This is a genomic window from Nocardia testacea NBRC 100365 (assembly GCF_000308775.1).
In the GTDB taxonomy this organism is placed as follows: domain Bacteria; phylum Actinomycetota; class Actinomycetes; order Mycobacteriales; family Mycobacteriaceae; genus Nocardia; species Nocardia testacea.
The window spans coordinates 56,831-77,738 of sequence record NZ_BAGJ01000078.1 but is presented as its reverse complement, the minus strand read 5'-3'; the positions used below and the strand labels follow the sequence as shown (position 1 = coordinate 77,738).

Below are 20,908 nucleotides of genomic sequence, written 5' to 3'. Positions count from 1 at the left end.
TCGCGACGGCCGACGGCTCGGGCACCACCATCCCGCTGGTCGTCGCCAACATGACCGCGGTCGCGGGCCGCCGGATGGCCGAGACCGTGGCCCGGCGCGGCGGAATCGTGGTGCTACCGCAGGATCTGCCCAACAGCGCCGTCGCCGAGACCATCGCCTTCGTCAAGAGCCGGTCGCTGATCGCCGACACCCCGGTCACGCTCACCGCCGACCACTCCGTCTCCGATGCGCTGGCACTGATCCACAAGCGCGCGCACGGCGCGGTCGTGGTGGTCGACAACGGACGGCCCATCGGGCTGGTCACCGAGGAGGCCTGCGCCGACGTCGATCGATTCGCCCGGCTGCACGAGGTCGCCACCACCGATTTCGTCACCGTCCCGGCGACCGCCGAGGCGTCCTATATCTTCGACCGCCTCGAGGCCGCGCATGCCGGGCCCGCCGTACTACTCGCACCGGACGGCACCCTGGCCGGCGTGCTCACCCGCACCGGCGCGGTCCGGCACGGTATCTACACCCCGGCCGTCGACGACGAGGGGCGGTTGCGGATCGCGGCCGCGGTCGGGATCAACGGGGATGTGCCCGCGAAGGCCAAGGCACTGGTCGACGCCGGCGCCGATGTCCTGGTGGTGGACACCGCGCACGGGCACCAGGTGAAGATGCTGGAAACCCTGAGCGCGATCCGCGATCTCGGCCTCGGCGTGCCGCTGGTCGCCGGGAACACGGTCTCGGCCGAGGGCACCCGGGATCTCGTCGCCGCCGGCGCCGATATCGTCAAGGTCGGTGTCGGGCCCGGCGCCATGTGCACCACCCGCATGATGACCGGCGTGGGCCGGCCGCAGTTCTCCGCGGTCGCCGAATGCGCGGCCGCGGCCGCCGACGTGGGCGCCCACGTCTGGGCCGACGGCGGGGTCCGCCATCCCCGCGATGTCGCCCTGGCCCTGGCGGCGGGCGCGTCCAACGTCATGATCGGATCCTGGTTCGCCGGCACCTACGAATCGCCCGGTGACCTGCGGGTCGATCGGGACGGTCGCGCGTACAAGGAGAGCTTCGGCATGGCCTCCAAACGCGCGGTCGCGGCACGGACCGCCGCCGATCGCGGCTACGACCGGGCCCGTAAGGCGCTGTTCGAAGAGGGTATCTCCAGTTCCCGGATGCTGCTGGATCCCGAGCGTCCCGGCGTCGAGGACCTCATCGACCACATCTGCTCCGGGGTGCGCAGCGCCTGCACCTACGCCGGCGCCCGCGATCTCGCCGAATTCCGGGAGCGCGCGGTGGTCGGAGTGCAGTCGACCGCCGGATTCGCCGAAGGCCGTCCGCTGCCGGGCGGGTGGTGACCCCGGCCACATCACCGCGCGTCGCCGCCCACGCGACCGTGCGCCCGCGCGCACGGTCGCGGTAGCATGAGAACCGTCGGCGACCGTCGGCCGCAATCATCAGGACGAAAGGATCCAGTTGTCACCCGCGTCCGAGGGCGCCACTCAGGAGGGCTCATCTATCGAGCCGGGTGACAGACCCGGCGTCCTCCGCTGCACGACCCTCCTCTCTCCGGCCCTTTCCTCATCGCTGATACCGATGCCCGCCGGGGGGTGCTGAGGTGGCCGTCGCACTCACCGTCCTCAGCCTCATCGGGTTCGTGGCACTCACCGCCGGCACCGCGTTGTTCGTGGCCGCGGAATTCTCGCTCACCGCGCTGGAACGCAGCACCGTCGAGGCGCACGCGCGCGACGGCGATGTCCGGGCCCGGGCGGTCCGGCAGGCGCATCGCACCCTGTCCTTCCAGCTGTCCGGCGCCCAGCTCGGTATCACCATCACCACACTGATCACCGGTTATATCGCCGAACCCGTGCTGGCACGGTTGCTCGAACCGCTGTTCACCCTGCTCGGGGTCCCCGATTCCGCCGCGACCGGCATCGCCCTGGCCTTGGCGCTCATCCTGGCGACCTCGCTGTCGATGATCTACGGCGAACTGGTTCCCAAGAACATCGCCATTGCCGCGCCCATGGCCACCGCGCGGGCCACCGCCGGGCCCATGGTGGCGTTCTCGGCGGTGTTCAAGCCGATGATCCAGTTCCTCAACGGCACCGCCAACTGGGCGGTCCGCCGGTTCGGCGTGGAACCCGCGGAGGAACTGCGCTCGGCGCGGTCGCCGCAGGAACTCGGTTCGCTGGTGCGCACCTCTGCCCAGCACGGCGCGCTCGATCAGCGCACCGCGCAACTGCTGGACCGCTCATTGCAGTTCGGTGAGCGCAGCGCCGAGGAGCTGATGACTCCGCGCGTGAAGATCGAGGCCCTCGACCGCACCGACACCATCGGCGATCTGCTCGCCGCGGCCGCCCGCACCGGCTACTCGCGGTTCCCGGTGATCGACGGCGACCTGGACAACACTCTGGGTGTCGTGCACGTCAAACAGGCGTTCACCCATCCCGCGCGCACGCGTGCCGGGGTGGGGCTCGCGCAGATCGCGCAGCCGGTGCAGGTACTCCCGGCCAGCCTCGACGGTGACGAGGTGCTGGAACGGGTCCGCGCCGACGGTATGCAGGTCGCGCTGGTCGTCGACGAGTACGGCGGCACCGCGGGCCTGGTCACCATGGAGGACATCATCGAGGAGATCCTCGGCGACGTACGCGACGAGCACGACGAAGAGGAACGTGAGGTGCGCCGGGTCTCCGACGGCTGGGATTGCTCGGGCCTGCTCCGGATCGACGAGGTGAGCCGGGCGACCGGCTACATCGCTCCCGAGGGCGAGTACGAAACCCTCGGTGGGCTGGTGCTCACCCGGCTGGGCCGGATCCCCGTGGCCGGCGATACCGTCGTGCTGCCCGAGCGCGGCCACGAACGCCGCCACGGCGACGGCCAGGGCGGCTGGCTGGCCCGGGTGGAGCGGATGGACGGACGGCGCATCGACCGGGTCCGCCTGGTCCCGGCGGATGCCGCGGCGATCGACCGGCGCGACCAGCAGCCCACCGGCCGGGAGGTCCGCCATGGGTGACCTGTTCGGAGTACTGCTGACCGTGGTCCTGCTGGCGGGTAACGCCTTCTTCGTCGGCGCCGAGTTCGCGCTCATCTCCGCCCGCCGCGACCGGCTCGAAGCGCTGGCCGCGCAGGGTAAACGCAATGCCGACACCGTGATCCGGGCCGGGCAGAACCTGTCGATGATGCTGGCCGCCGCACAGCTGGGCATCACCATCTGCTCGATCCTGCTGGGCCGGGTGGGCGAGCCGGCCGTGGCCCATCTACTGGAGCGTCCGTTCGAGCTCGCGGGACTGCCCGAGGCACTGCTGCATCCGGTGTCGTTCGTGCTGGCCCTGGCCATCGTGGTGATCCTGCACATTCTGCTGGGCGAGATGATCCCGAAGAACATCGCGCTGGCCGGCCCCGAACGCAGTGCGCTGCTGCTGGTGCCGCTGCATCTGGCCTGGCTGCGGATCGCCCGGCCGCTCATCGCGGTCTACAACTTCGCCGCCAACCTGTCGCTGCGGATGCTGCGCATCGAACCCAAGGACGAACTCGAGGCCACGGTGTCGAGCGACGAACTGGCCGAGATGATCGGCGAATCACGGTCCGAGGGCCTGCTGGACGAGGAGGAGCACCGCCGCCTCACCCAGGCGCTGGGTACCGGGGAGCGGTTCGTCGCAGAGGTCATGGTGCCGCTCGCGCAGGTGCGCACGATCCCGCTGCGTGCCCGCGGCACCACCCTCGGCGATATCGAGAACGCCGTCGCGGAAACCGGTTTCTCCCGATACCCGGTCCGCGCCTCCGACGGTTCGCTGGTCGGATATCTGCACGTCAAGGATGTGCTGGACAAGGTCTCCGACGAGACCGCGGGTCCCGGCACCGAGATCCCGCGCACCGATATCAGGCCGCTGCCGACCGTGCTGATGGGTACCACCCTCTACGAGGCACTGGCCCGGCTGCGCCGTACCAGCAGTCATCTGGGGCGGGTGGTGGACGCACGGGGCAATACGGTCGGCATCGTCGCGCTCGAGGATCTCGTCGAGGAGTTCGTCGGTACCGTCCGCGATACCACGCACCGGGTCGCCGAATGACGGTTGCGGCCACCGGTTCGGTGCTCGACGCGGCCGAATGGCGCCGGCGCGCCGCCGCGCACCGTGATCGCCTCGACGCCCTGGCCGGTCCGTACCTGCGAGCGCGGGCCGCCGGGGCGAAACATCCGGTGCTCGATTTCCTGTTCACCTACTACGGCCACAAACCGGCCCGGTTACGCCGCTGGCATCCGGGATTCGGGGTCGCGCTGGCCGATGCCGCCGAGTACGCCGGCCTGCGCGGTTATCGGCGAATCGACGAGGCCGGCGCGGACACCGGACCGGTGGTGACCGCCGACCCGGAGTTCCTGCGGGCCCGCGCCGAGACGCTCACCTATATCGCGGATCTACTGCGCGCGACCGCGTCCCGGCCCGCTCAGCTGTCCTGCTTCGGCCTGCACGAATGGGCGATGGTGTATCGCACCGGGGAGGTCCGCCACGATTCGGTGCCGCTGCGGCTCGGCGCCGCCGGTACCGACGCGGTGGTCGAGTCGATGCCGGTGCGCTGTACCCATTTCGACGCGTTCCGGTTCTTCACCCCGGCCGCCGCCCCCCGCAACAACAGGCAGCTGACCCGCGACGACCAGATCCATGCCGAGCAGCCGGGTTGCCTGCACGCCAATATGGATCTGTACAAGTGGGGTTTCAAGGCGACGCCGCTGCTCGCCTCGGACCTGCTCCTGGACTGTTTCGCGCTGGCGCTGGACGCCCGCACCCTCGATATGCGGGCCAGCCCGTACGATCTGCGCGCACACGGATACGAGCCGGTGCGGATCGAAACCCCGGGCGGGCGGGCCGAATATGTCCGCCGCCAAGCCGAGATCGCGCACCGGGCGGGGCTGCTGCGCAGCCGGTTGCTCACGAGCCTGGAATCGCTGCTCGAACAACTACCCGACTGACGTGTCCGTCTCGCGCCGGTGGACCGGTCGGCCGGCAGCTGCCCGCGCGGTGCGCGGCCGGATGCCGGAACCTCGGCCTTCTCGCTCCACCGACGTACCCCGCGATCCGCGTCCGCGGCGGGCCCACCCCGCGAACGGGCCCACCTCCGGTGCCGATCGTCTCCGGCTCGCGATCAGCCGGTGTGTTCGGGTTTCCGCGCCACCACTCGGAACACCACCCCGCCGCGGCCGGTACGGGCGAAGTGTTCGAGGGTGAACCCCGCACCGGTGAGGTAGCCGACCGGTTCCCGGGTGAGATGGTCCGCCGCGAACCGCACCGCCAGCGGTTCGATCAGGCGCATGAGCGCCGCCATCGGGCGCGCACGGGCCGGACCGTGCTCGACCCCGACGAACACACCGCCCGGGCGCAACACCCGCCATGCCCCCGCCGCGGCCGCGGCGGGGTCCGGGATCGTGCAGAAGGTGTAGGTGGAGACCACCGTATCCGCCGACTCGGCCGGCAACTCCAGCCGCTGGGCATCTTCGTGCCGCAACTCCACCGGCACCGGCGCCGAACGGGCACGCGCGAGGTCGAGCATCCGCTCGGACAGGTCCACCCCGATCACCCGCTCCACTCCGGTGCCGTAGAGCGGCAGGTTCAACCCGCTGCCCACCCCGATCTCCACCACCGTCCCGTGGGCCCGGTCGATCGCCCAACGGCGCGCGTCCCCGAGCAGTACCCGTTCGGACCAGCCGATCTGCCGGTCGTACCCGTCGGCGATACGGTCGAAGAACTGTTCCACGCGGTTCAGTTCACCGCGGGTTGTGTTGCCGGCCATGCACTCAGCAAACCAGCCGGGGCCGCCCCGGTACATCGGGGAAATCCCTGATCGGCCTCGGCTCGCCGAGTCACCCCCTGGCCGCCGATCGCGGGGGCCACCCGCGCGGCTGTCGAGCGAAGGGTCGTCGGGGCATTCACCGAGCGCCACGGTGACCAAGCCGGGGCCGGCCGGCGGGACATGAATGTTGTTTCAGGGGTGCGTCATTCGCTGCGGAAAGCTAGGTTCGTCAGCGACGGGTTGCTGTGGGTGTGAGTGTGAGTTGGGGTGCGTGTGGCCAGGATCAGAGTGCGTGACCGGCTGCGATTCTGGTTCGACCGGACGATGGATCGCGGGACTCCGGCATTGATCGGCTGGCTCGCGCTGGCGTCGGCGGTGCTGATCGCGGTGACCACGGCCCTGGCCGCACTGCTGGCACCGGCCGATGTCGCGGGAGTCAAGGGCGGCTGGGTGGGTGTGGCGTGGATGAGTTTGCTGCGCACGCTCGATCCCGGAACCATGGGCAGCGACGACGCGACCGTGTTCAGCGTGCCGTTCCTGCTGTTGATGCTGGTGGTGACACTGGGCGGGATCTTCATCGTCAGTTCGTTGATCGGTGTGCTCGTGACCGGGATGGAACACCGGATCGCAGAACTGCGCAAGGGCCGGGCCCCGCTGATCGAGGCCGGGCACACGGTCGTGCTCGGCTGGTCGGATCAGGTGTTCACCGTGGTGGCCGAGCTGACCGCCGCGAATCAGCGAAGCCGCCGCTCGAGCGTGGTGATCCTGGCCGACCGGGACAAGGTCGATATGGAGGACCAGATCCGGGCCCGGGTCGGCCACACCGGGCGAACGCGAGTGACCTGCCGGTCGGGCAGCCCGCTCGAGCGCGGCGATCTGGAGCTGGTCAGCCTGGACACCGCCAAGTCGATCATCGTGCTGCCGCGGCCCGGCGACGATGCCGATATCGACGTGATCAAAGCCCTGCTCCTGCTGAACAACCGGTCGTGGCCGGCCCGGCGACCCCATATCGTCACCGCGGTGCGCCAGTCCGAAGATGTGGCCGCGGCCCGGTTGGCCACCGGCCCGGACACCTTGGTCATCGATGCCGAGGACATCACGGTGCGGATCGTGGTTCAGTCGCATCGCCAGTCGGGCCTGTCCACGGTGTGCACGGACCTGCTCGACTTCGCCGGTAACGGACTCTACCTGCGGACCGAGCCCGCCCTGACCGGCCGGACCTACGGTGATGCGCTGAGCGCGTACAACACGAGCTGCCCGGTGGGACTGCGCCGTGGCGACGGGACGGTGGCGGTGAACCCGCCCATGGACACCGTGATCGCCGGGGACGACCAGATCATCGTGATCGCCGAGGACGACCCGCTGGTGGAATTGGCGACCGAGGCGGTGCCCGTGGTCACCGAGGCCCTGATGGAGGTCCCGGACGAGGCCGCCGCCGCGGTGCCCGACCGGACTCTGCTGATCGGGTGGAACTCGCGCGGCCCCCGTATTCTCGGCCTACTCGACGAGTACGTCGCCCCCGGCTCGGTACTCGATATCGCCTCCCCGCACCCGCCGCCCGAGGAGGTCACCGGTTGTCCGCGGACCAACTTGGCCGTCGGCTACCGGACCTGCGAGCCGACCAGCCGACGGTCGCTCGAAGCGCTGAACCCGGGCAGTTACCAGCACGTCGTCGTGCTCACCGACGACACACTCGACGAGCACCACGCCGACGACCGCACTCTGGTGACCCTGTTGCACCTGCGCGACATCGAAGTCCGGCTCGGCGACCCGTACTCGATCGTCACCGAGATGAACGACGATGCCAACCGGGAGATCGCGCAGGTCACCAAGGCCGACGACTTCATCGTCAGCAGCAAGCTGATCAGCCTGCTGCTGACCCAGCTCGCCGAGAACCGCCACCTGCACGCGGTGTTCACCGACCTGTTCGATCCCAGCGGCTCCGAGATCTATCTCAAACCCGCCCCGGATTACGTCACCACGGACAAGGAGATCAACTTCGCCACCGTCGTCCACGCGGCGCGGATGCGTGGCGAGGCGGCGATCGGCTACCGACTCCATCGCCACGCGGGCCTGCCGCCGGCCTACGGCGTCACCCTCAACCCTTCCAAGGACACCCCGATCATCCTGTCCGCGCTGGACAGCGTGATCGTGGTCGCCGAAGACTGACCCTGCCACCGGATCGGACCCCCGCTGCTGCCGCCGAGCCGAGCTGCGACGTCATCGGCTCGTCCGACCACGAGACCCGCGACGGCCGGGAAGGCGATGGCGCCAGAGGTCACGGCACAGCGCGTAGGTCAACCACGCGGCCGCGGTGTCCGCCACATGAGCCACATATCCGGCCCTCCGGGCAGGGTGATGGTCCCGGTCACTTCGAAGCCGAAGCGTTCGTAGTAGGCGATATTCGCGTGTTTACTGGATTCGAGATAGGCCGGGATGCCCTCGCGGTCGCAGTGTTCGAGCCTGCCTCCCAGCAGTGCCTGCCCGAAACCGTGTCCGCGCCACTGCGGATCGGTGCCGATGGTCGCGAGATACCAGTGCGGTTCGTCCGGATGCACCTCGGTCATGAGGTCCACCAGCACCTTTCCCGCACGCAACCGCCCGCCGAACGCCCGGGCGAGCTGCGGGAACATGCGGAGTTCGCGCCAGGGGGACGGTTTCCACTCCCCGGGCGCGTCCCACAGGGCGGCCCCGCCGAGCGCACCGGAGGAGTTCCGCGCGATATCCACCGCGCCGGTGGCGAGGTGCTGGTGCCGGGTCTGGGTGGCGAACAGGCGGGGCAGCCCGAGTGCCCGCCGGCGCGGATCGGGCCACAACCATTCCATCACCGGATCGTCCTGGAAGGCAGCGCCCAAAGTGCGTGCCAGGGCGCCGATCTCGTCACGGCGCGCCGGGCGCACCTCGGGCGGGGTCGACATGGCTACGGTCCTCGCTCTCGTCGGTGTACAGGTGGTTCCGCGGTCCGGCCGGAGTCGGCGGCGCGCGGAAGGTTCGGGCCGGGCGCGACCGGGGCCGGGTGGTGTCGCTCCCGGTGGCCACGATCCACCGTGGCGCCGAGCCACCAGAAGCGAAGAATAGTTCGCGAACCAACAGCCCGTGCGGCCGCGCTCGCCGCTCCCGGTCGGACCGGAGTGTCCACGGCGACCACCCCGACCCCCTCGGCCCCGGCGCGGAGCGGGCGCCGGACCCCACCAACGCCTCCACCGCGGCTCTCGCTGTCCGGAAGGGTAGTACCGGCCCGCGCCGCGGTGCACTCGGCGGAACGCATCCACCGAGTACACCACCGGAAGCAGCCGGCTGCCCGATCGCGTATTCCGCGAAAACCCGTATTACGCCGCGCCCCGGTCGCTACCATCACTGAACATATCCCGGGATGTGTACCGAACCCTCCCGGATGACCGGGTCGAGCAACGTAGCTCGGGAAGCGTGAGGATGCAATGGGGCGTCCCTTCGGAAGACTTCGCCGGACCAGAGCGCTGGTCCTGGGGGCGGTGGGTGTGGTCGCCGCGGTCATGCTGCCGGGCAGCGCGTCGGCCGATCTGCAATCCGATATCCAGAGCCAGGTGCGGGAATTCCTCGATGTCGGCCGGACGTCGGTGCCGCGGGCCGAGTGCGGGCCCGGCTCGATGCCCGAACCGGGTTTCCAGGGCGATGTACCGGCGGCCGATCGCGACAGCGGCCGCAGCACGCAGGGCTACCGGTGCAATATGTCGATGGTCGGCCAGTTCGCCGGGCGCGGCGCCGGGATCACCTCCACCAGCTTCGAGCACTGCGCCTATATGGGGACCTTCTTCCCCGGCAACCTGCTGCACCAGAACGGCGGGGTCCAGGTGCTCGACGTCTCCGATCCGGCGCATCCGCGGCCGACGGCGACCCTGACCGAACCCGCCATGGTGGCCGGCACCTGGGAGAGCCTGAAGGTCAACCGGGAGCGGAAACTACTGGTGGGCACCGGGGTTCCGCTGCTGGTCGGCGCCGGTTATCTGTCGGTCTACGATATCTCCGACTGCGCGCATCCACGGTTGCTCAACCCCGGTCCCGGCACGAATCTCGGTATGCCGCTGCCGATCACCACCCACGAGGGCGGCTTCTCCCCCGACGGCCGCACCTATTGGGCCTCCGGGATCACCCCCGGCTTCCTCAGCGCCGTCGATCTCACCGACCCCGCGAACCCACGGGTCGTGTGGCAGGGACTGACCGGGCTCACCGCGCACGGCTTCGGGGTGAGCCCGGACGGCAACCGCATGTATCTCTCGGCACTGAGCGGTATCACCGTGCTGGATATCAGCGCGGTCCAGCGGCGCGACCCGAACCCGCAGGTCCATCACCTCGGGCGGATGTTCTGGTCGGACGGCTGGGCCACCCAGCACAGCATTCCGGTCACCTATGGCGGCAGACCGCACGTCTACACCGTGGATGAGGGCGGTTCCGGTGGGGTGAAACTCATCGATATCTCCGATGACGCCGAGCCACGAGTCGTGGCGAAGATCAAACTCGAGATCAACCTGCCACAGAATCTGGACAGCAATATCGCCTCCTCCATGGGCGGTTCGATCTTCGCCTACGAATCGCACTACTGCGCGGCCGACCGGCCGGTGGATCCGACCGCCCTCGCCTGCGGCTGGATCTCCTCCGGCATCAGGGTTTTCGATATCCAGGACCCGCAGGCCATCCGGGAGATCGCCTACTTCAATCCACCGGCCCGCACCGGCCGCAACCTCGAACTGGTCAATTCACCCCACGCACTGGCGTCGCTACTGGGCATCCCGGCGATGACCGCGCCCAGTGCGGCCCGCGCGGTCCTCGAGGGCCGGTTCGATCCCTCGCAGGCGCTGAGCTCGCGGACCGGGAAACTCGCCTTCGGCGACGTCTCCACCGACTGGTGCCTGTCGCCGCCGGAGTGGCGCGGCAACGCACTGTATGTCACCTGCTCGGACAATGGTTTCATGGTGTTGCAGGTGGACGAATCGGTGTATTCACCACCTGCGGACCAGCAGTCGGTCGTGGGGTCGTGACAGGCGTCGACGCGAAGGGTTCGAAGGGTCACCACGAGACGACGAAGCGGTACCACGAACCGTCGTACTGCCGGTAGGTGGTCTCACTGCTCCGGCGCTCGGGCGGAGCCCCGTCGGGTAGGTAGGCGAATCCGACCGGGTCGAGGAAGCCACCGCGGGTGTAGAAATGACACCCGGTGTCGGTCCGGTCCACCCACTCGATCGTGTACACGCCGATCCGGCTCGGCTCCGAGAGCGGAATACACTGCGCCGCAGCCTCTTCCAGTGCCGCCTTCGAAACCCGCCAGCCCACCTGTTCGGCGGCGCCCGAGTACACCACGGCGATCGCCACCAGCACGACAACCGGAACCACGGCGCTCAGCAGCCAGGCCCGGTACTTGATCAGTCCGAATACCGCACAGATCGCCCACAGTACGGCCAGTCCCAGCAGCGCACCGGTCAGGAGCAGCAGATATCCGGCGTCGCCGTCCGATGCCGCGAGCCAGATCACCGCCGCACAACATATTTCGACCGACACCGCCAGCGTCACCGTGGTCAGCGACCACCATTTCGCCGCCGGACGCCGCGGCGTCCCTGTTACACCCCCGGAGATCACGATCCCACTCTATGCGTCCGCGGGGCTGCGAACCCTACGCCGGCCGCCCGGCAACTACGCGAAAGACAACGGGTGCGCGGCAGCCACGCCGCCTCACGAGTCCGAACCCACCCCCGGCAGCCGCCGGGCCGCGGGGCCCGCATGGGTCTCCGCCTCCCGGGGCCCGCCCAGATCGTGCCCGGCGGCGCACCGAACGACCACGTCGACCGGTGCGCCGCAGTCGCGATGCGCGACGGTGAGCGACGGACCCTCGGGATCGGCACAGTATTCGTCACCCCATTGCAGCAGGGCGATCAGGATCGGATACAGAGCGCGTCCTTTGCCGGTGAGCCGATATTCGCGGCGGGTCCGGCTGCCCGCCTCCTGATAGGGCACCACATCGAGAATGCCCGCGTCGACGAGTTTGCCCAGCCGGTTGGACAGCACCGATTCCGAGATTCCGGAGTGCCGGCGCATCTGCTCGAAGCGACGGACGCCGTTGAACAGCTCGCGTAGCAGGATCATCGTCCAGCGGTCTCCGATGATGTCGAGGGTGCGCTGGACCGAGCAGTTGGCGGTGCTGTATTCGAGCCACTCCATCCGGCCAGCCTATCTGACTGCGGACTTGACAGTCAGTTCCGGCTCATGGCTAGCTTGTATATCGAAAGCCAGCCTTCTAGCACGGGAGCGACACATGCCACACAACTCGAATCCGCCCGGTCCACTGCCGAGCGTGGACCTCGCCGACGCCGGACGATTCGTCGCCGCGAGCGGCTTCGTGGTGGAGCACGTCTCGGGAACCGATGTTCGCGGACATGTCGAACTCGGCCCCGACCACCACACCCCCTGGGGTGTGGTGCACGGCGGCGTCTACGCGACGATCGTGGAGAGCGCGGCCAGTATCGGGGCCAGCGCGGCCGTGGCCGATCGCGGCGAGTTCGCGGTCGGCGTCCACAACGCCACCGACTTCCTGCGGCCGGCCACCGAACAGCGGGCATCGGTCACCGCCGAACCGCTGCACCAGGGCCGGACCCAACAGCTGTGGCAGGTGGTCATCGCCGACAGCGACAGCGGCAAGGCACTCGCCCGGGGTCAGGTCCGGCTCCAGAACGTCGCGCTGCCGAGCTGAACCGGCGGACGGTCACGGCGGTTCCCAAGACCCACCTCGTACGAATACGACGGAGCCCGGACGCGCACAGCGTCCGGGCTCCGTATCGGCGATCGCTACCGCGTCACAGCGGGGGGAAACCCGCCGAACCGGTGGACGCCCAGGTCCAGAAGTCCCCGATTCGCGTGATGATCAACGCGAAGATATCGATGACGGTACTACCCATTCGAACAATCCTCACTTCAGCTTGCAGATACGGCGGCCCAGATTAGGCCGCCCCGCCGCGGACGACAACCGGGGCCCCACCCCGATGTCACCACTGCGACAGGCGGCAGACTAGCGGTCCACCGGCATCCGCGGCCACTCCCGACCGCTGACGGCGAGCGTCGCGGGATCGGTGGTAAGGGTCGCGACCTCGTCGGATTCGTACTCCTGCTTCGCCGCGGCCGTGGACCGTACCTCGAGCTCGGCCACGCCGACCAGGACCACGAGACCGACCACCACCAGCGCGACGGTGGTGAGCAACGGAGTGAGCAACTCCACCGGCGCGACACCTTCCGGCACCACATTGTGGTCGCCGTGGTGGGAACTCATGGCGGCCATACCGGTGTAGTGCATACCACACACCGCGACACCCATGATCAGGCCCGCACCGATGGTGTTGCCCCAGCCCTTCACGTGCAGCATGAACCACAACGCGGCGGTCGCGGCGACCACCGCGATCAGGATGGACAGCAACACCAGGCCGGTGCTGTATTCCATCTCCGCGCCGGAGTTCATCGCGGCCATGCCCAGGTAGTGCATCCCCACGACCCCGATCCCGGTGATCGCACCACCCAGCGGCAGCGCGATCACCTCCCGGTGCCCGCGCACCACGATCGCCAGGCCGATCAACACGACCACGATCGCGATACCGGCGCTGAGCAGCGTCATCGGCATGTCGTATCGGATGGTCATACCGCCGATGGAGAAACCGAGCATGGCGGTGAAGTGCATGACCCAGATACCCGCGCCACCGAGCGCGATGGCCGCCGCGACCAGCCAGCCGCCGGCCTGCTCCGACGACCGCGCGCGGACCGCGCACCGAAGACCGAGCACCGACCCGATGAACGACATGAAATAGGCGAGGACAGGTGTCACCCACCCATTGCTGAAGTGCTCGAGTTGCACGTGTAACTCCGATGTACTAGTCGATTTCCGAACCGCGGCCACCTGGACAGTAGTTCGACATACCCCGAGGGGGCCTGCAGAGTAAAAATTTCACCCCACCGAGCCCTGCATTCGCCACTTGATGTCACAACTGAGCTAAGGCCGGAATATCCGGCTCAGCTCCGCAGGTACGCCGGAGTGGCGGGCGGCACGACATTGTACACGAAGTTGCGCCGCAGTTCGTGATAGGGCTCGCCCTCCTCGAAGAAGTTCCGGCGCATCTGCGCCAGTTCCTCGGCGCGGTACTCCGCCAGCGGTTTGGCGGCCTCGTCGGCCTCCCGCAGCTGTTTCTTGGCGGTCAGCCGGCTCTCCAGCTCGGGCGAATCGGCCAGTGCCTCCGCCTCCCGGCGCACCCAGGCGGCGAACTCGGCGGTATCCCCGGAACTCACCCGATCCACCAGGCCGAGCTCCGCGGCCGCTTTCGCGCCCACCGGCAGAGTCTCCCGGGTGAGCCGGGCGGCCTCGGCCGCGCCGACACGCCGGGGCAGCGAATAGGTCCAGTACTCCGAACCGTACAGACCCATCAGGCGGTAGTGCGGGTTGAGCACCGCGGCCTCGCGGGCCCATACCTCGTCGGCGGCCAACGCCAGCATCACCCCGCCTGCGGCCGCGTTACCGGGCAGCGTGGAGATCACGAGTTTGTCCGTGGTGTTGAGAATCGCCTCCACCAGATCGTTCATGGCGTTGATGTTGTGCCAGGACTCCCGGGCCGGATCCTCGGCCGACTCGATGACGTGCAGATGGATGCCGTTGGAGAAGAAGTCCCGCGCCGGGCCGAAGACCAGCGCCCGGGTCGGCCGCGCGCAGGCCTCCCGGTAGGCGGCGAGCAGCCGGCGGCACTGCGCGGTACTCATCGCACCGCCCGCGTAGGCGAATTCGAGGTAGCCCACCGACCCTTCCTCGCGGTAGCGCACCTCCGACCACGTATCGCGCACGGCCGCCGCGGCCGCGGGCACCGGCACCTCCGGTGTGGCGGCGGGCAGGTCGGCGCCCAGCGCCGCCACCGCGGGCTGTTTGAACGTCGGTGGTCCGCCCGGTGTCCGGCGGCGCCGCAGCTGCGGCAACCAGACCGCGCCGTCGACGGTGGCCCGGCAGATCGCGCCGTCGCGGGTGGCGATCACCGCGCCCGGCGCCCCGCGCAGCCTGTCCTCGTTGTGGCCGCCGTGCACGAAATACTCACGGCCGTAGAGTTCGTCGAGCACCCCGGGTTGCGAATCGGCCGCCCGCAGTTTGCGCAGCACATCGGCGGTGCTGTCGGACGCCCAGTCGATGCGGCGGTACTGCTGGGAGTGGTAGGGCCGCAACCGGCCCCGGACATCGGGCCGCGCGTAGTCCAGCGGTTCGGGCACGAAATCCCCGGCACCGAAACGTTCGACGGCCAGGAGCACCGCGGCCACGGCGGCATCCGACATCTCGTTGCGGTACAGCTCGCTCTTCCCGCACGCGGGTACCGGGAAGGGCACCGAGGCCCAGATCGGCCCGGCATCCATCTCCTCGACCGCCTGCAGCACCGTGACGCCCCACTCGGACGCGCCCTCGCTGATCGCCCAGTCGAGCGAGGAGGGGCCGCGATCGCCCTTGGGACCGGGATGCACGATCAGCACGGTGTGCTCGGTCCAGATGTCCTCCGGAACAGCGGTTGTCAGCATGGGCGCCACGATGAGATCGGGGCGGAACGCCGCGACCCGGGCCCGCAGCAGATCGTCGCCGAGTGCCAATTCGACCGCGACCTCGTGCCCGCGATAACGCAGTTCGGTGTGCACACGCTGTGTCAGGCTGTTGAAAGCACTCGCGACCAGCAGGACTCGCAAAATTCTCCTCCATCGAACAGGGAACCGATCCACTCGTTCCCCGGATACGGTCTCGACTCGACCAAGCTAGTCCTGCGCCGGAACGTCCGCAGCCCGAGCCCTCCCCGACCACCCGTCGCGCGAACGGATTCGCCGCGGCGGGCGGCCGCAGCGGACACCTCAGGACGCGATATGCAACCCGAATCCGGTGGCTCCCGGCTCCTCGCGGCCCACTTCGAGCCGGAGCCCGCGATCGTAGTCCCCGCTCGCCTGGCGCCGGTACCGGATAGGATCGGCACTGTCCAGTTCCGCCAGGCGTTTGCGCAGATCGATGGCGAGCTGTTCGAAACGCTCGTCGTCCACCCGGATCGCACCGTGCACAACGAACGGTGGCAGCACATCCATACCCGGGTAGTACAGGATGCCGTGGTGGATGGGGAACAGCAGATCCGCTATCGGGCCGTTGATTCCGCGATCGGAGTAGGCGGGCTCCCGGCCGCCGACGGCCACCACCAGCATCGCCCGCCGGCCGGCGAGTACGCCGTCACCGTAGCGCGGGATGGCGGTACCGCCCGCGCCGTAGGCGAACCCGCAGGTGAAGACCCGGTCCACCCAGCCCTTGAGGATGGCGGGCATGGCGAACCACCACAGCGGGAAGTGCAGCAGCACGGTATCGGCCCACAGCAGTTTCTCCTGTTCGGCCCGGATATCGGCGCTCAGCGTGCCGTTCGCGAAGGCCTCACCCGAGGCCAGCATGAAGTTCGTCTCCTCGACGGCCCCGAAATCGGCGGCGTCGGCGTGGGCCTTCCAGCCCATGGCGTAGAGGTCGCTCACCCGCACCTCGTGGCCGTCGGCCCGCAGCTGTTCGACGGCCACATCTTTCAGGGCTCCGGTGAGCGAATCGGGTTCCGGGTGCGCGTAGACGATCAAAACCTTCATGTCCCGGGCAACACCGCGACCGGGCGGGGACATTCCTCGCGTGCCGCGCGGGGCGTCCGGGCATACGAAATACGCGGCCCTCATTCTCCGACGGCACGCTGCGCGTTTCGGTGCCCGCTTCCGATGGAGAACACGGTGTCGATCAGCCGTGCGAAGCGCGCGGTGAGGTCCTGGGCCGATTCCTCGGGGTGCGCGCGTGCCCACTCCATGACGGCGTCGACGACCGCGGTCCAGATGCGCACCAATGCCTCGATATCACCCGGGTCACTGTCGCCGAGCGCGGCCAGGAACCGGCGTACGCCCGAGTCGGCGTGCGCGGAGATCCGAGCGCGGTACTCGCGTACCAACTCCCCCGCGACCCCGCCGGCCGGGGCGCCGGGATCATGGATGATCCGCCACGCGGTGCGATCGGGACCCAGGGTGGCGAACAGGCCACGTAACGCGTTGGCGGGCACATCGAATGGTTGTGCGTCGGCACGCATCTCGGCGTCGAGTCCGGCCATGAGAGGTTCGCCGACCGCGACCAGGCAGTCGGCGTAGAGCTGCTCTTTCGAGGCGAAATGCTGGTACACCAGCGCTTTGGAGATGCCCGCGCGCGCCGCGATGGACATCATGGATACGCGGTCGAACCCGTGTTCGGCGAACTCACACAGGGCCGCGGTCAGGATTTCCTCGCGGCGGTCTCCCGAAGGCATGCCCTTGGTACCCAATCCGGCCGTTGACATGCGCCCGAACTTACCCTATGGTCACTTCCATGGAAGTGACCATAGGGTCACATAGCCGAGGTGTAGGTAATGACCCTGTGGGAACAGATCGACCAGCCGGTGACCTACGCGATCCCCTTCTTCATCCTCGCCATGGTCCTCGAGATCGCCGCTCTGCGCGCGCACCCGGAGGACCGCGGCGGTTACGAGAAGGTCGACGCGCGCAACAGCCTGATCATGGGCGCGATCTCGGTATTCGTCAGCGGCGCGGCCAAACTCGCGGCCCTACTCGGCTACGCAGTGCTCTACACGCACGCGCCCTGGCAGCTCGACCCGCGTAACCCACTGTCCTGGATCGCGGTCGTGCTCGGCGTCGATCTGCTCTGGTACGCCTATCACCGGACCTCGCACCGCGTGCGGCTGGTATGGGCGGCGCACCAGGTCCACCACAACAGCCGCTACTTCAACTACGCCACAGCCCTGCGCCAGAAGTGGAACCCCTGGTTCGAACTGCTGGCCTGGACACCGCTGCCCCTACTCGGCGTGCCGCCCTGGATGATCTTCACCGCTTGGTCGTTCAACCTGATCTACCAGTTCTGGGTCCACACCGAGACCATCGGAAAACTCCCGCGCTGGTTCGAATTCATCTTCAACACCCCCTCGCATCACCGCGTGCACCACGCCAGCGACCAGGACTACCTGGATCGCAACTACGGCGGCATCCTCATCCTGTGGGACCGGATCTTCGGCACCTTCCGAGCCGAAACCTTCCGCCCCACCTACGGTTTGACCAAGAACATCGACAGCACGAACGTATTGACCTTGCAGTACTACGAATTCGGCGCACTCTGGCGAGATCTACGCTCCGCCCGGCGGGGTCGCGACCGCCTGGGGTACATCTTCGGCCCCCCGGGCTGGCAGCCCGCCGACAGCCCACCGGACGCCGAAGCGCGCCGTACCGGCTGAAACGCACAACCGGCCGGTCCTACGAGCTTTCCGGCGCAATCATGCCCCGGGTTCTCCCGCGGCCCACCTCCGCTACGGCAGACCCGCCGGCGAACCGTTCCGAGCGTGACGAGCCGGGATTCGAGCAGAGCCCCGGTGACGAAAAGGCCCCGCCCCGGGCGATCCGGGTGCGGGGCCTCGAGCCGAAAAGGAGCTCAGGGCGTTACTTTTCGATCATCGGATGTCACTCACTTACAGGCCGCCTTGGCCTCGCGGCGGCGGCGGTGCAGGATCGGCTCGGTGTAGCCGTTGGGCTGCGCGGTGCCCTCCAGGATCAGTTCCTTCGCGGCCTGGAAAGCGACACTGCCGGCGAAATCGGGCGCCATCGGACGGTAGCCGGGGTCGCCGGCGTTCTGCCGGTCCACCACGGGCGCCATCCGCTCGAGGCTGGCCACCACCTCGTCGGTGGTGACCACACCGTGACGCAGCCAGTTGGCCATCAACTGGCTCGAGATCCGCAGGGTGGCGCGGTCCTCCATCAGCGCGATATCGGAGATGTCGGGCACCTTGGAGCAACCCACGCCCTGGTCGATCCAGCGCACGACGTAGCCCAGAATGGACTGCGAGTTGTTATCGAGTTCCTGCTGCTTGTCGGCCTCGGACCAGGTGGTATCCGCGGCCAGCGGGATCTCGAGGATATCGTCGACGCTTGCGCGCGCCCCGCCCTTGGCGATCTCGGCCTGCCGCTTGAACACGTCCACCAGGTGATAGTGGGTGGCGTGCAGGGTGGCCGCCGTCGGCGAGGGCACCCACGCGGTGGTGGCGCCGGCCTTGGGATGACCGATCTTCTGCTCGAGCATGCCGGCCATCAGATCCGGCATTGCCCACATTCCCTTGCCGATCTGGGCCTTGTGCGGCAGACCGGCCGCGATACCGGTATCGACGTTCCAGTCCTCGTAGGCGAGGATCCAGCGCTGGGTCTTCATCTCCGCCTTGCGGATCATCGGACCCGCCTCCATGGAGGTGTGGATCTCGTCGCCGGTGCGGTCCAGGAAGCCGGTGTTGATGAACACCACGCGGTCGGCGGCGGCGTTGATACATGCCTTCAGGTTCACCGTGGTGCGGCGTTCCTCGTCCATGATGCCGACCTTGAGGGTGTTGCGCGGCAGGTCCAGCACATCCTCGACCGCGGCGAACAGGTCGTTGGTGAAGGCCACCTCATCCGGGCCGTGCATCTTCGGCTTCACGATGTAGACCGAACCCGTGCGGCTGTTGGTCAGCGCCACATCGTCGCGCAGCGAATGCTTGGCGATCAGGGAGGTGACGATGCCGTCGAGGATGCCCTCGGGCACCTCGTTGCCCTCGGCGTCCAGGATCGCGTCGCTGGTCATCAGGTGGCCGACATTGCGGACGAACAGCAGCGACCGGCCGTGCACGGTCAGTTCGGACCCGTCCAGCGCGGTGTAGACCCGGTCCGGGTTCATGGTCCGGGTGAAGGTCTTGCCGTTCTTGGTGACCTCCTCCGCGAGGTCGCCCTTCATCAGGCCCAGCCAGTTGCGGTAGCAGAGGGTCTTGTCCTCGGCGTCCACCGCGGCCACGGAATCCTCGAAGTCCATGATCGTGGTGACCGCGGATTCGAGGACCACGTCCTTGATACCGGCGGTATCGGTACTGCCGATCGGCGACTCCGGGTCGATCTGGATCTCGATGTGCAGGCCGTTGTTCTTCAGCAGGATCGACTGCGGCGCGGCCGGGTCGCCGATGTAGCCGACCAGCTGACCGGCGTCGGCCAGGCCGATGGTGGTGCCGTCCTCCAGGCCGACCTCGAGCTCACCGTCGACGATGGCGTAGGAGGTCGAGCCGATATGCGAGCCGGTGATCAGGGTGACCGCGTCGTCGAGGAAATTACGAGCCCATTCGATGACCTTGTCCCCGCGCACCCGGTTGTAGCCGCTGCCCTTTTCGGCGCCGCCGGTCTCCGGGATGGCGTCGGTGCCGTAGAGGGCGTCGTAGAGCGATCCCCAGCGGGCGTTGGCGGCATTGATGGCGAACCGCGCGTTGCTCACCGGGACCACCAGCTGCGGGCCGGCGGTGCTGCTGATCTCGTCGTCGACGCCGGTGGTGCCGATGCTGAAATCGGCGGGCTCGGGCTGCAGGTAGCCGATTTCGACCAGGAACTGCTTATAGGCCGACTTGTCGTAGTTGGCGCCCGGGTGTTCGCTGTGCCAGGCGTCCAGCTTGCCCTGGATCTCGTCGCGTTCGGCGAGCAGGGCCCGGTTGCGCGGAGCGAACTCGGTGATGATCCGCTCGGCGCCGGCCCAGAACGCGGCGGAATCGACGCCGGTACCGGGGAGCGCCTCGTTCTCTACGAAGTCGTGGAGAACGGTGGCAACCTCGAGCCCGCCGACCTTTTTCCGCTCTGTCATCTACGTGCCTCACTTCCGCGAAATACCGGGTGGAAAGTCGACGTTTATGTTACCGACCGGTAGCAGCGCTCCGATCGCCGGGTGATCACGTGGGCGGGGGAGCAGAGGTCCCGATCCCGGACTCTACTCCGGGCCGGTACGACCGCCCCGGCTCCGCCGCGCGACGTTCGCCGCAGGCGCGCCGGGCGATGTTCCGGCTCCGGCGCGCCGGGCGGTGACCTCGATCCGGTAGCGGAAAAATGGGCCGACAACCGCTACCACCCTGTGCCACCATGTATTCCATCCGGTCCGCCACCCCGGCAGGGCTACGACACAGAGAAGGGAGGAGTGGTCTTGTATCCAGTCGCACCGGCCGGTGACCCCCGGTCGAACGCCGATTCCGCAGCGCGCACCAGCGTGCCGAACCGGCCGATGGGCGTCCGCGGCGAACCGTCGCGA

Annotated in this window: 17 protein-coding genes; 8 read left to right on the top strand and 9 right to left on the bottom strand. The window is 68.5% G+C overall.

Annotated features, from left to right (window positions below; genetic code table 11):
• The 4 genes from ON38_RS09990 to ON38_RS09975 form a co-directional block, all read left to right on the top strand.
• The coding region (locus ON38_RS09990; RefSeq protein WP_039824212.1) for a GuaB1 family IMP dehydrogenase-related protein at positions 1–1,334 on the top strand (1,334 nt) is incomplete at its 5' end.
• Between the two features lie 260 nt (positions 1,335–1,594).
• Positions 1,595–2,989 carry a hemolysin family protein gene (locus ON38_RS09985; RefSeq protein WP_039824211.1) on the top strand — a complete coding sequence of 465 codons (1,395 nt, stop codon included), beginning with the start codon at positions 1,595–1,597 and terminating at the stop codon, positions 2,987–2,989.
• Positions 2,982–4,046, top strand: coding sequence for a hemolysin family protein (locus ON38_RS09980; RefSeq protein WP_039824238.1), 1,065 nt, complete (start codon positions 2,982–2,984; stop codon positions 4,044–4,046). The genes ON38_RS09985 and ON38_RS09980 overlap by 8 nt, the downstream gene beginning before the upstream one ends.
• The gene (locus tag ON38_RS09975; protein ID WP_039824210.1) at positions 4,043–4,942 is read left to right on the top strand and encodes a hypothetical protein; all 900 of its coding nucleotides are present in this window, start codon (positions 4,043–4,045) and stop codon (positions 4,940–4,942) included. Before ON38_RS09980 ends, ON38_RS09975 begins: the two co-directional genes overlap by 4 nt.
• A 173-nt stretch (positions 4,943–5,115) precedes the next feature.
• Here ON38_RS09975 and ON38_RS09970 read toward each other — a convergent pair whose 3' ends face one another.
• Entirely contained in the window at positions 5,116–5,760 is a 645-nt protein-coding gene (locus ON38_RS09970; RefSeq protein ID WP_039824209.1) for a class I SAM-dependent methyltransferase, read from the bottom strand.
• A gap of 273 nt (positions 5,761–6,033) precedes the next feature.
• Here ON38_RS09970 and ON38_RS09965 point away from each other — a divergent pair, with 273 nt between their 5' ends.
• Complete coding sequence (locus ON38_RS09965) at positions 6,034–7,929, top strand: CASTOR/POLLUX-related putative ion channel (RefSeq protein ID WP_039824237.1); 1,896 nt, start codon at positions 6,034–6,036, stop codon at positions 7,927–7,929.
• A 128-nt stretch (positions 7,930–8,057) separates the two neighbouring features.
• On the opposite strand, the gene ON38_RS09960 is transcribed toward ON38_RS09965, so the two are convergent.
• Complete coding sequence (locus ON38_RS09960) at positions 8,058–8,678, bottom strand: GNAT family N-acetyltransferase (RefSeq protein ID WP_039824207.1); 621 nt, start codon at positions 8,676–8,678, stop codon at positions 8,058–8,060.
• Between the two features lie 519 nt (positions 8,679–9,197).
• Here ON38_RS09960 and ON38_RS09955 point away from each other — a divergent pair.
• A complete protein-coding gene (locus tag ON38_RS09955; protein ID WP_039824206.1) occupies positions 9,198–10,775 on the top strand; it encodes an LVIVD repeat-containing protein in 1,578 nt (525 codons plus the stop codon).
• A 28-nt stretch (positions 10,776–10,803) separates the two neighbouring features.
• Here the strand turns inward: ON38_RS09955 and ON38_RS34030 are convergent, their stop codons facing one another.
• Together ON38_RS34030 and ON38_RS09945 are read right to left on the bottom strand one after the other, a co-directional pair.
• On the bottom strand, positions 10,804–11,370 hold the full coding sequence (locus ON38_RS34030; RefSeq protein ID WP_157181715.1) for a hypothetical protein: 567 nt from the start codon (positions 11,368–11,370) through the stop codon (positions 10,804–10,806).
• A 93-nt stretch (positions 11,371–11,463) separates the two neighbouring features.
• Positions 11,464–11,949, bottom strand: a complete 486-nt coding sequence (locus ON38_RS09945; protein WP_039824205.1) for a winged helix-turn-helix transcriptional regulator — start codon at positions 11,947–11,949, stop codon at positions 11,464–11,466.
• 94 nt (positions 11,950–12,043) lie between these two features.
• Here ON38_RS09945 and ON38_RS09940 point away from each other — a divergent pair, with 94 nt between their 5' ends.
• Entirely contained in the window at positions 12,044–12,478 is a 435-nt protein-coding gene (locus tag ON38_RS09940) for a PaaI family thioesterase (RefSeq protein WP_083872484.1), read from the top strand.
• Positions 12,479–12,793: 315 nt separating this feature from the next.
• Here the strand turns inward: ON38_RS09940 and ON38_RS09935 are convergent, their stop codons facing one another.
• The 4 genes from ON38_RS09935 to ON38_RS09920 all read right to left on the bottom strand — a co-directional run bounded on the left by ON38_RS09935 (position 12,794) and on the right by ON38_RS09920 (position 17,120).
• Positions 12,794–13,627, bottom strand: coding sequence for an MHYT domain-containing protein (locus tag ON38_RS09935; RefSeq protein ID WP_039824204.1), 834 nt, complete (start codon positions 13,625–13,627; stop codon positions 12,794–12,796).
• Positions 13,628–13,782: 155 nt separating this feature from the next.
• Positions 13,783–15,477 carry a hydrogenase maturation protein gene (locus ON38_RS09930; protein WP_039824203.1) on the bottom strand — a complete coding sequence of 565 codons (1,695 nt, stop codon included), beginning with the start codon at positions 15,475–15,477 and terminating at the stop codon, positions 13,783–13,785.
• Between the two features lie 159 nt (positions 15,478–15,636).
• A complete protein-coding gene (locus ON38_RS09925) occupies positions 15,637–16,395 on the bottom strand; it encodes an NAD(P)H-dependent oxidoreductase (RefSeq protein WP_039824202.1) in 759 nt (252 codons plus the stop codon).
• 80 nt (positions 16,396–16,475) lie between these two features.
• Positions 16,476–17,120, bottom strand: a complete 645-nt coding sequence (locus ON38_RS09920) for a TetR/AcrR family transcriptional regulator (protein WP_083872483.1) — start codon at positions 17,118–17,120, stop codon at positions 16,476–16,478.
• Between the two features lie 69 nt (positions 17,121–17,189).
• Between ON38_RS09920 and ON38_RS09915 the strand changes: the two genes are divergently transcribed.
• Positions 17,190–18,065: a sterol desaturase family protein gene (locus ON38_RS09915; RefSeq protein WP_039824200.1), complete on the top strand. Its 876-nt coding sequence runs from the start codon at positions 17,190–17,192 to the stop codon at positions 18,063–18,065.
• Between the two features lie 227 nt (positions 18,066–18,292).
• On the opposite strand, the gene ON38_RS09910 is transcribed toward ON38_RS09915, so the two are convergent.
• A complete protein-coding gene (locus tag ON38_RS09910) occupies positions 18,293–20,470 on the bottom strand; it encodes a malate synthase G (RefSeq protein WP_039824199.1) in 2,178 nt (725 codons plus the stop codon).
• Positions 20,471–20,908: the final 438 nt, after the last annotated feature.

Excerpts from the sequence above, each read along its gene's own strand:
- ON38_RS09980 (WP_039824238.1), top strand. The coding sequence starts at position 2,982 with ATGGGTGACCTGTTCGGAGTACTGCTGACCGTGGTCCTGCTGGCGGGT.
- ON38_RS09975 (WP_039824210.1), top strand. The coding sequence starts at position 4,043 with ATGACGGTTGCGGCCACCGGTTCGGTGCTCGACGCGGCCGAATGGCGC.
- ON38_RS09970 (WP_039824209.1), bottom strand. The coding sequence starts at position 5,760 with ATGGCCGGCAACACAACCCGCGGTGAACTGAACCGCGTGGAACAGTTC.
- ON38_RS09960 (WP_039824207.1), bottom strand. The coding sequence starts at position 8,678 with ATGTCGACCCCGCCCGAGGTGCGCCCGGCGCGCCGTGACGAGATCGGC.
- ON38_RS09955 (WP_039824206.1), top strand. The coding sequence starts at position 9,198 with ATGGGGCGTCCCTTCGGAAGACTTCGCCGGACCAGAGCGCTGGTCCTG.
- ON38_RS09945 (WP_039824205.1), bottom strand. The coding sequence starts at position 11,949 with ATGGAGTGGCTCGAATACAGCACCGCCAACTGCTCGGTCCAGCGCACC.
- ON38_RS09940 (WP_083872484.1), top strand. The coding sequence starts at position 12,044 with ATGCCACACAACTCGAATCCGCCCGGTCCACTGCCGAGCGTGGACCTC.
- ON38_RS09925 (WP_039824202.1), bottom strand. The coding sequence starts at position 16,395 with ATGAAGGTTTTGATCGTCTACGCGCACCCGGAACCCGATTCGCTCACC.
- ON38_RS09920 (WP_083872483.1), bottom strand. The coding sequence starts at position 17,120 with ATGTCAACGGCCGGATTGGGTACCAAGGGCATGCCTTCGGGAGACCGC.
- ON38_RS09915 (WP_039824200.1), top strand. The coding sequence starts at position 17,190 with ATGACCCTGTGGGAACAGATCGACCAGCCGGTGACCTACGCGATCCCC.
- ON38_RS09910 (WP_039824199.1), bottom strand. The coding sequence starts at position 20,470 with ATGACAGAGCGGAAAAAGGTCGGCGGGCTCGAGGTTGCCACCGTTCTC.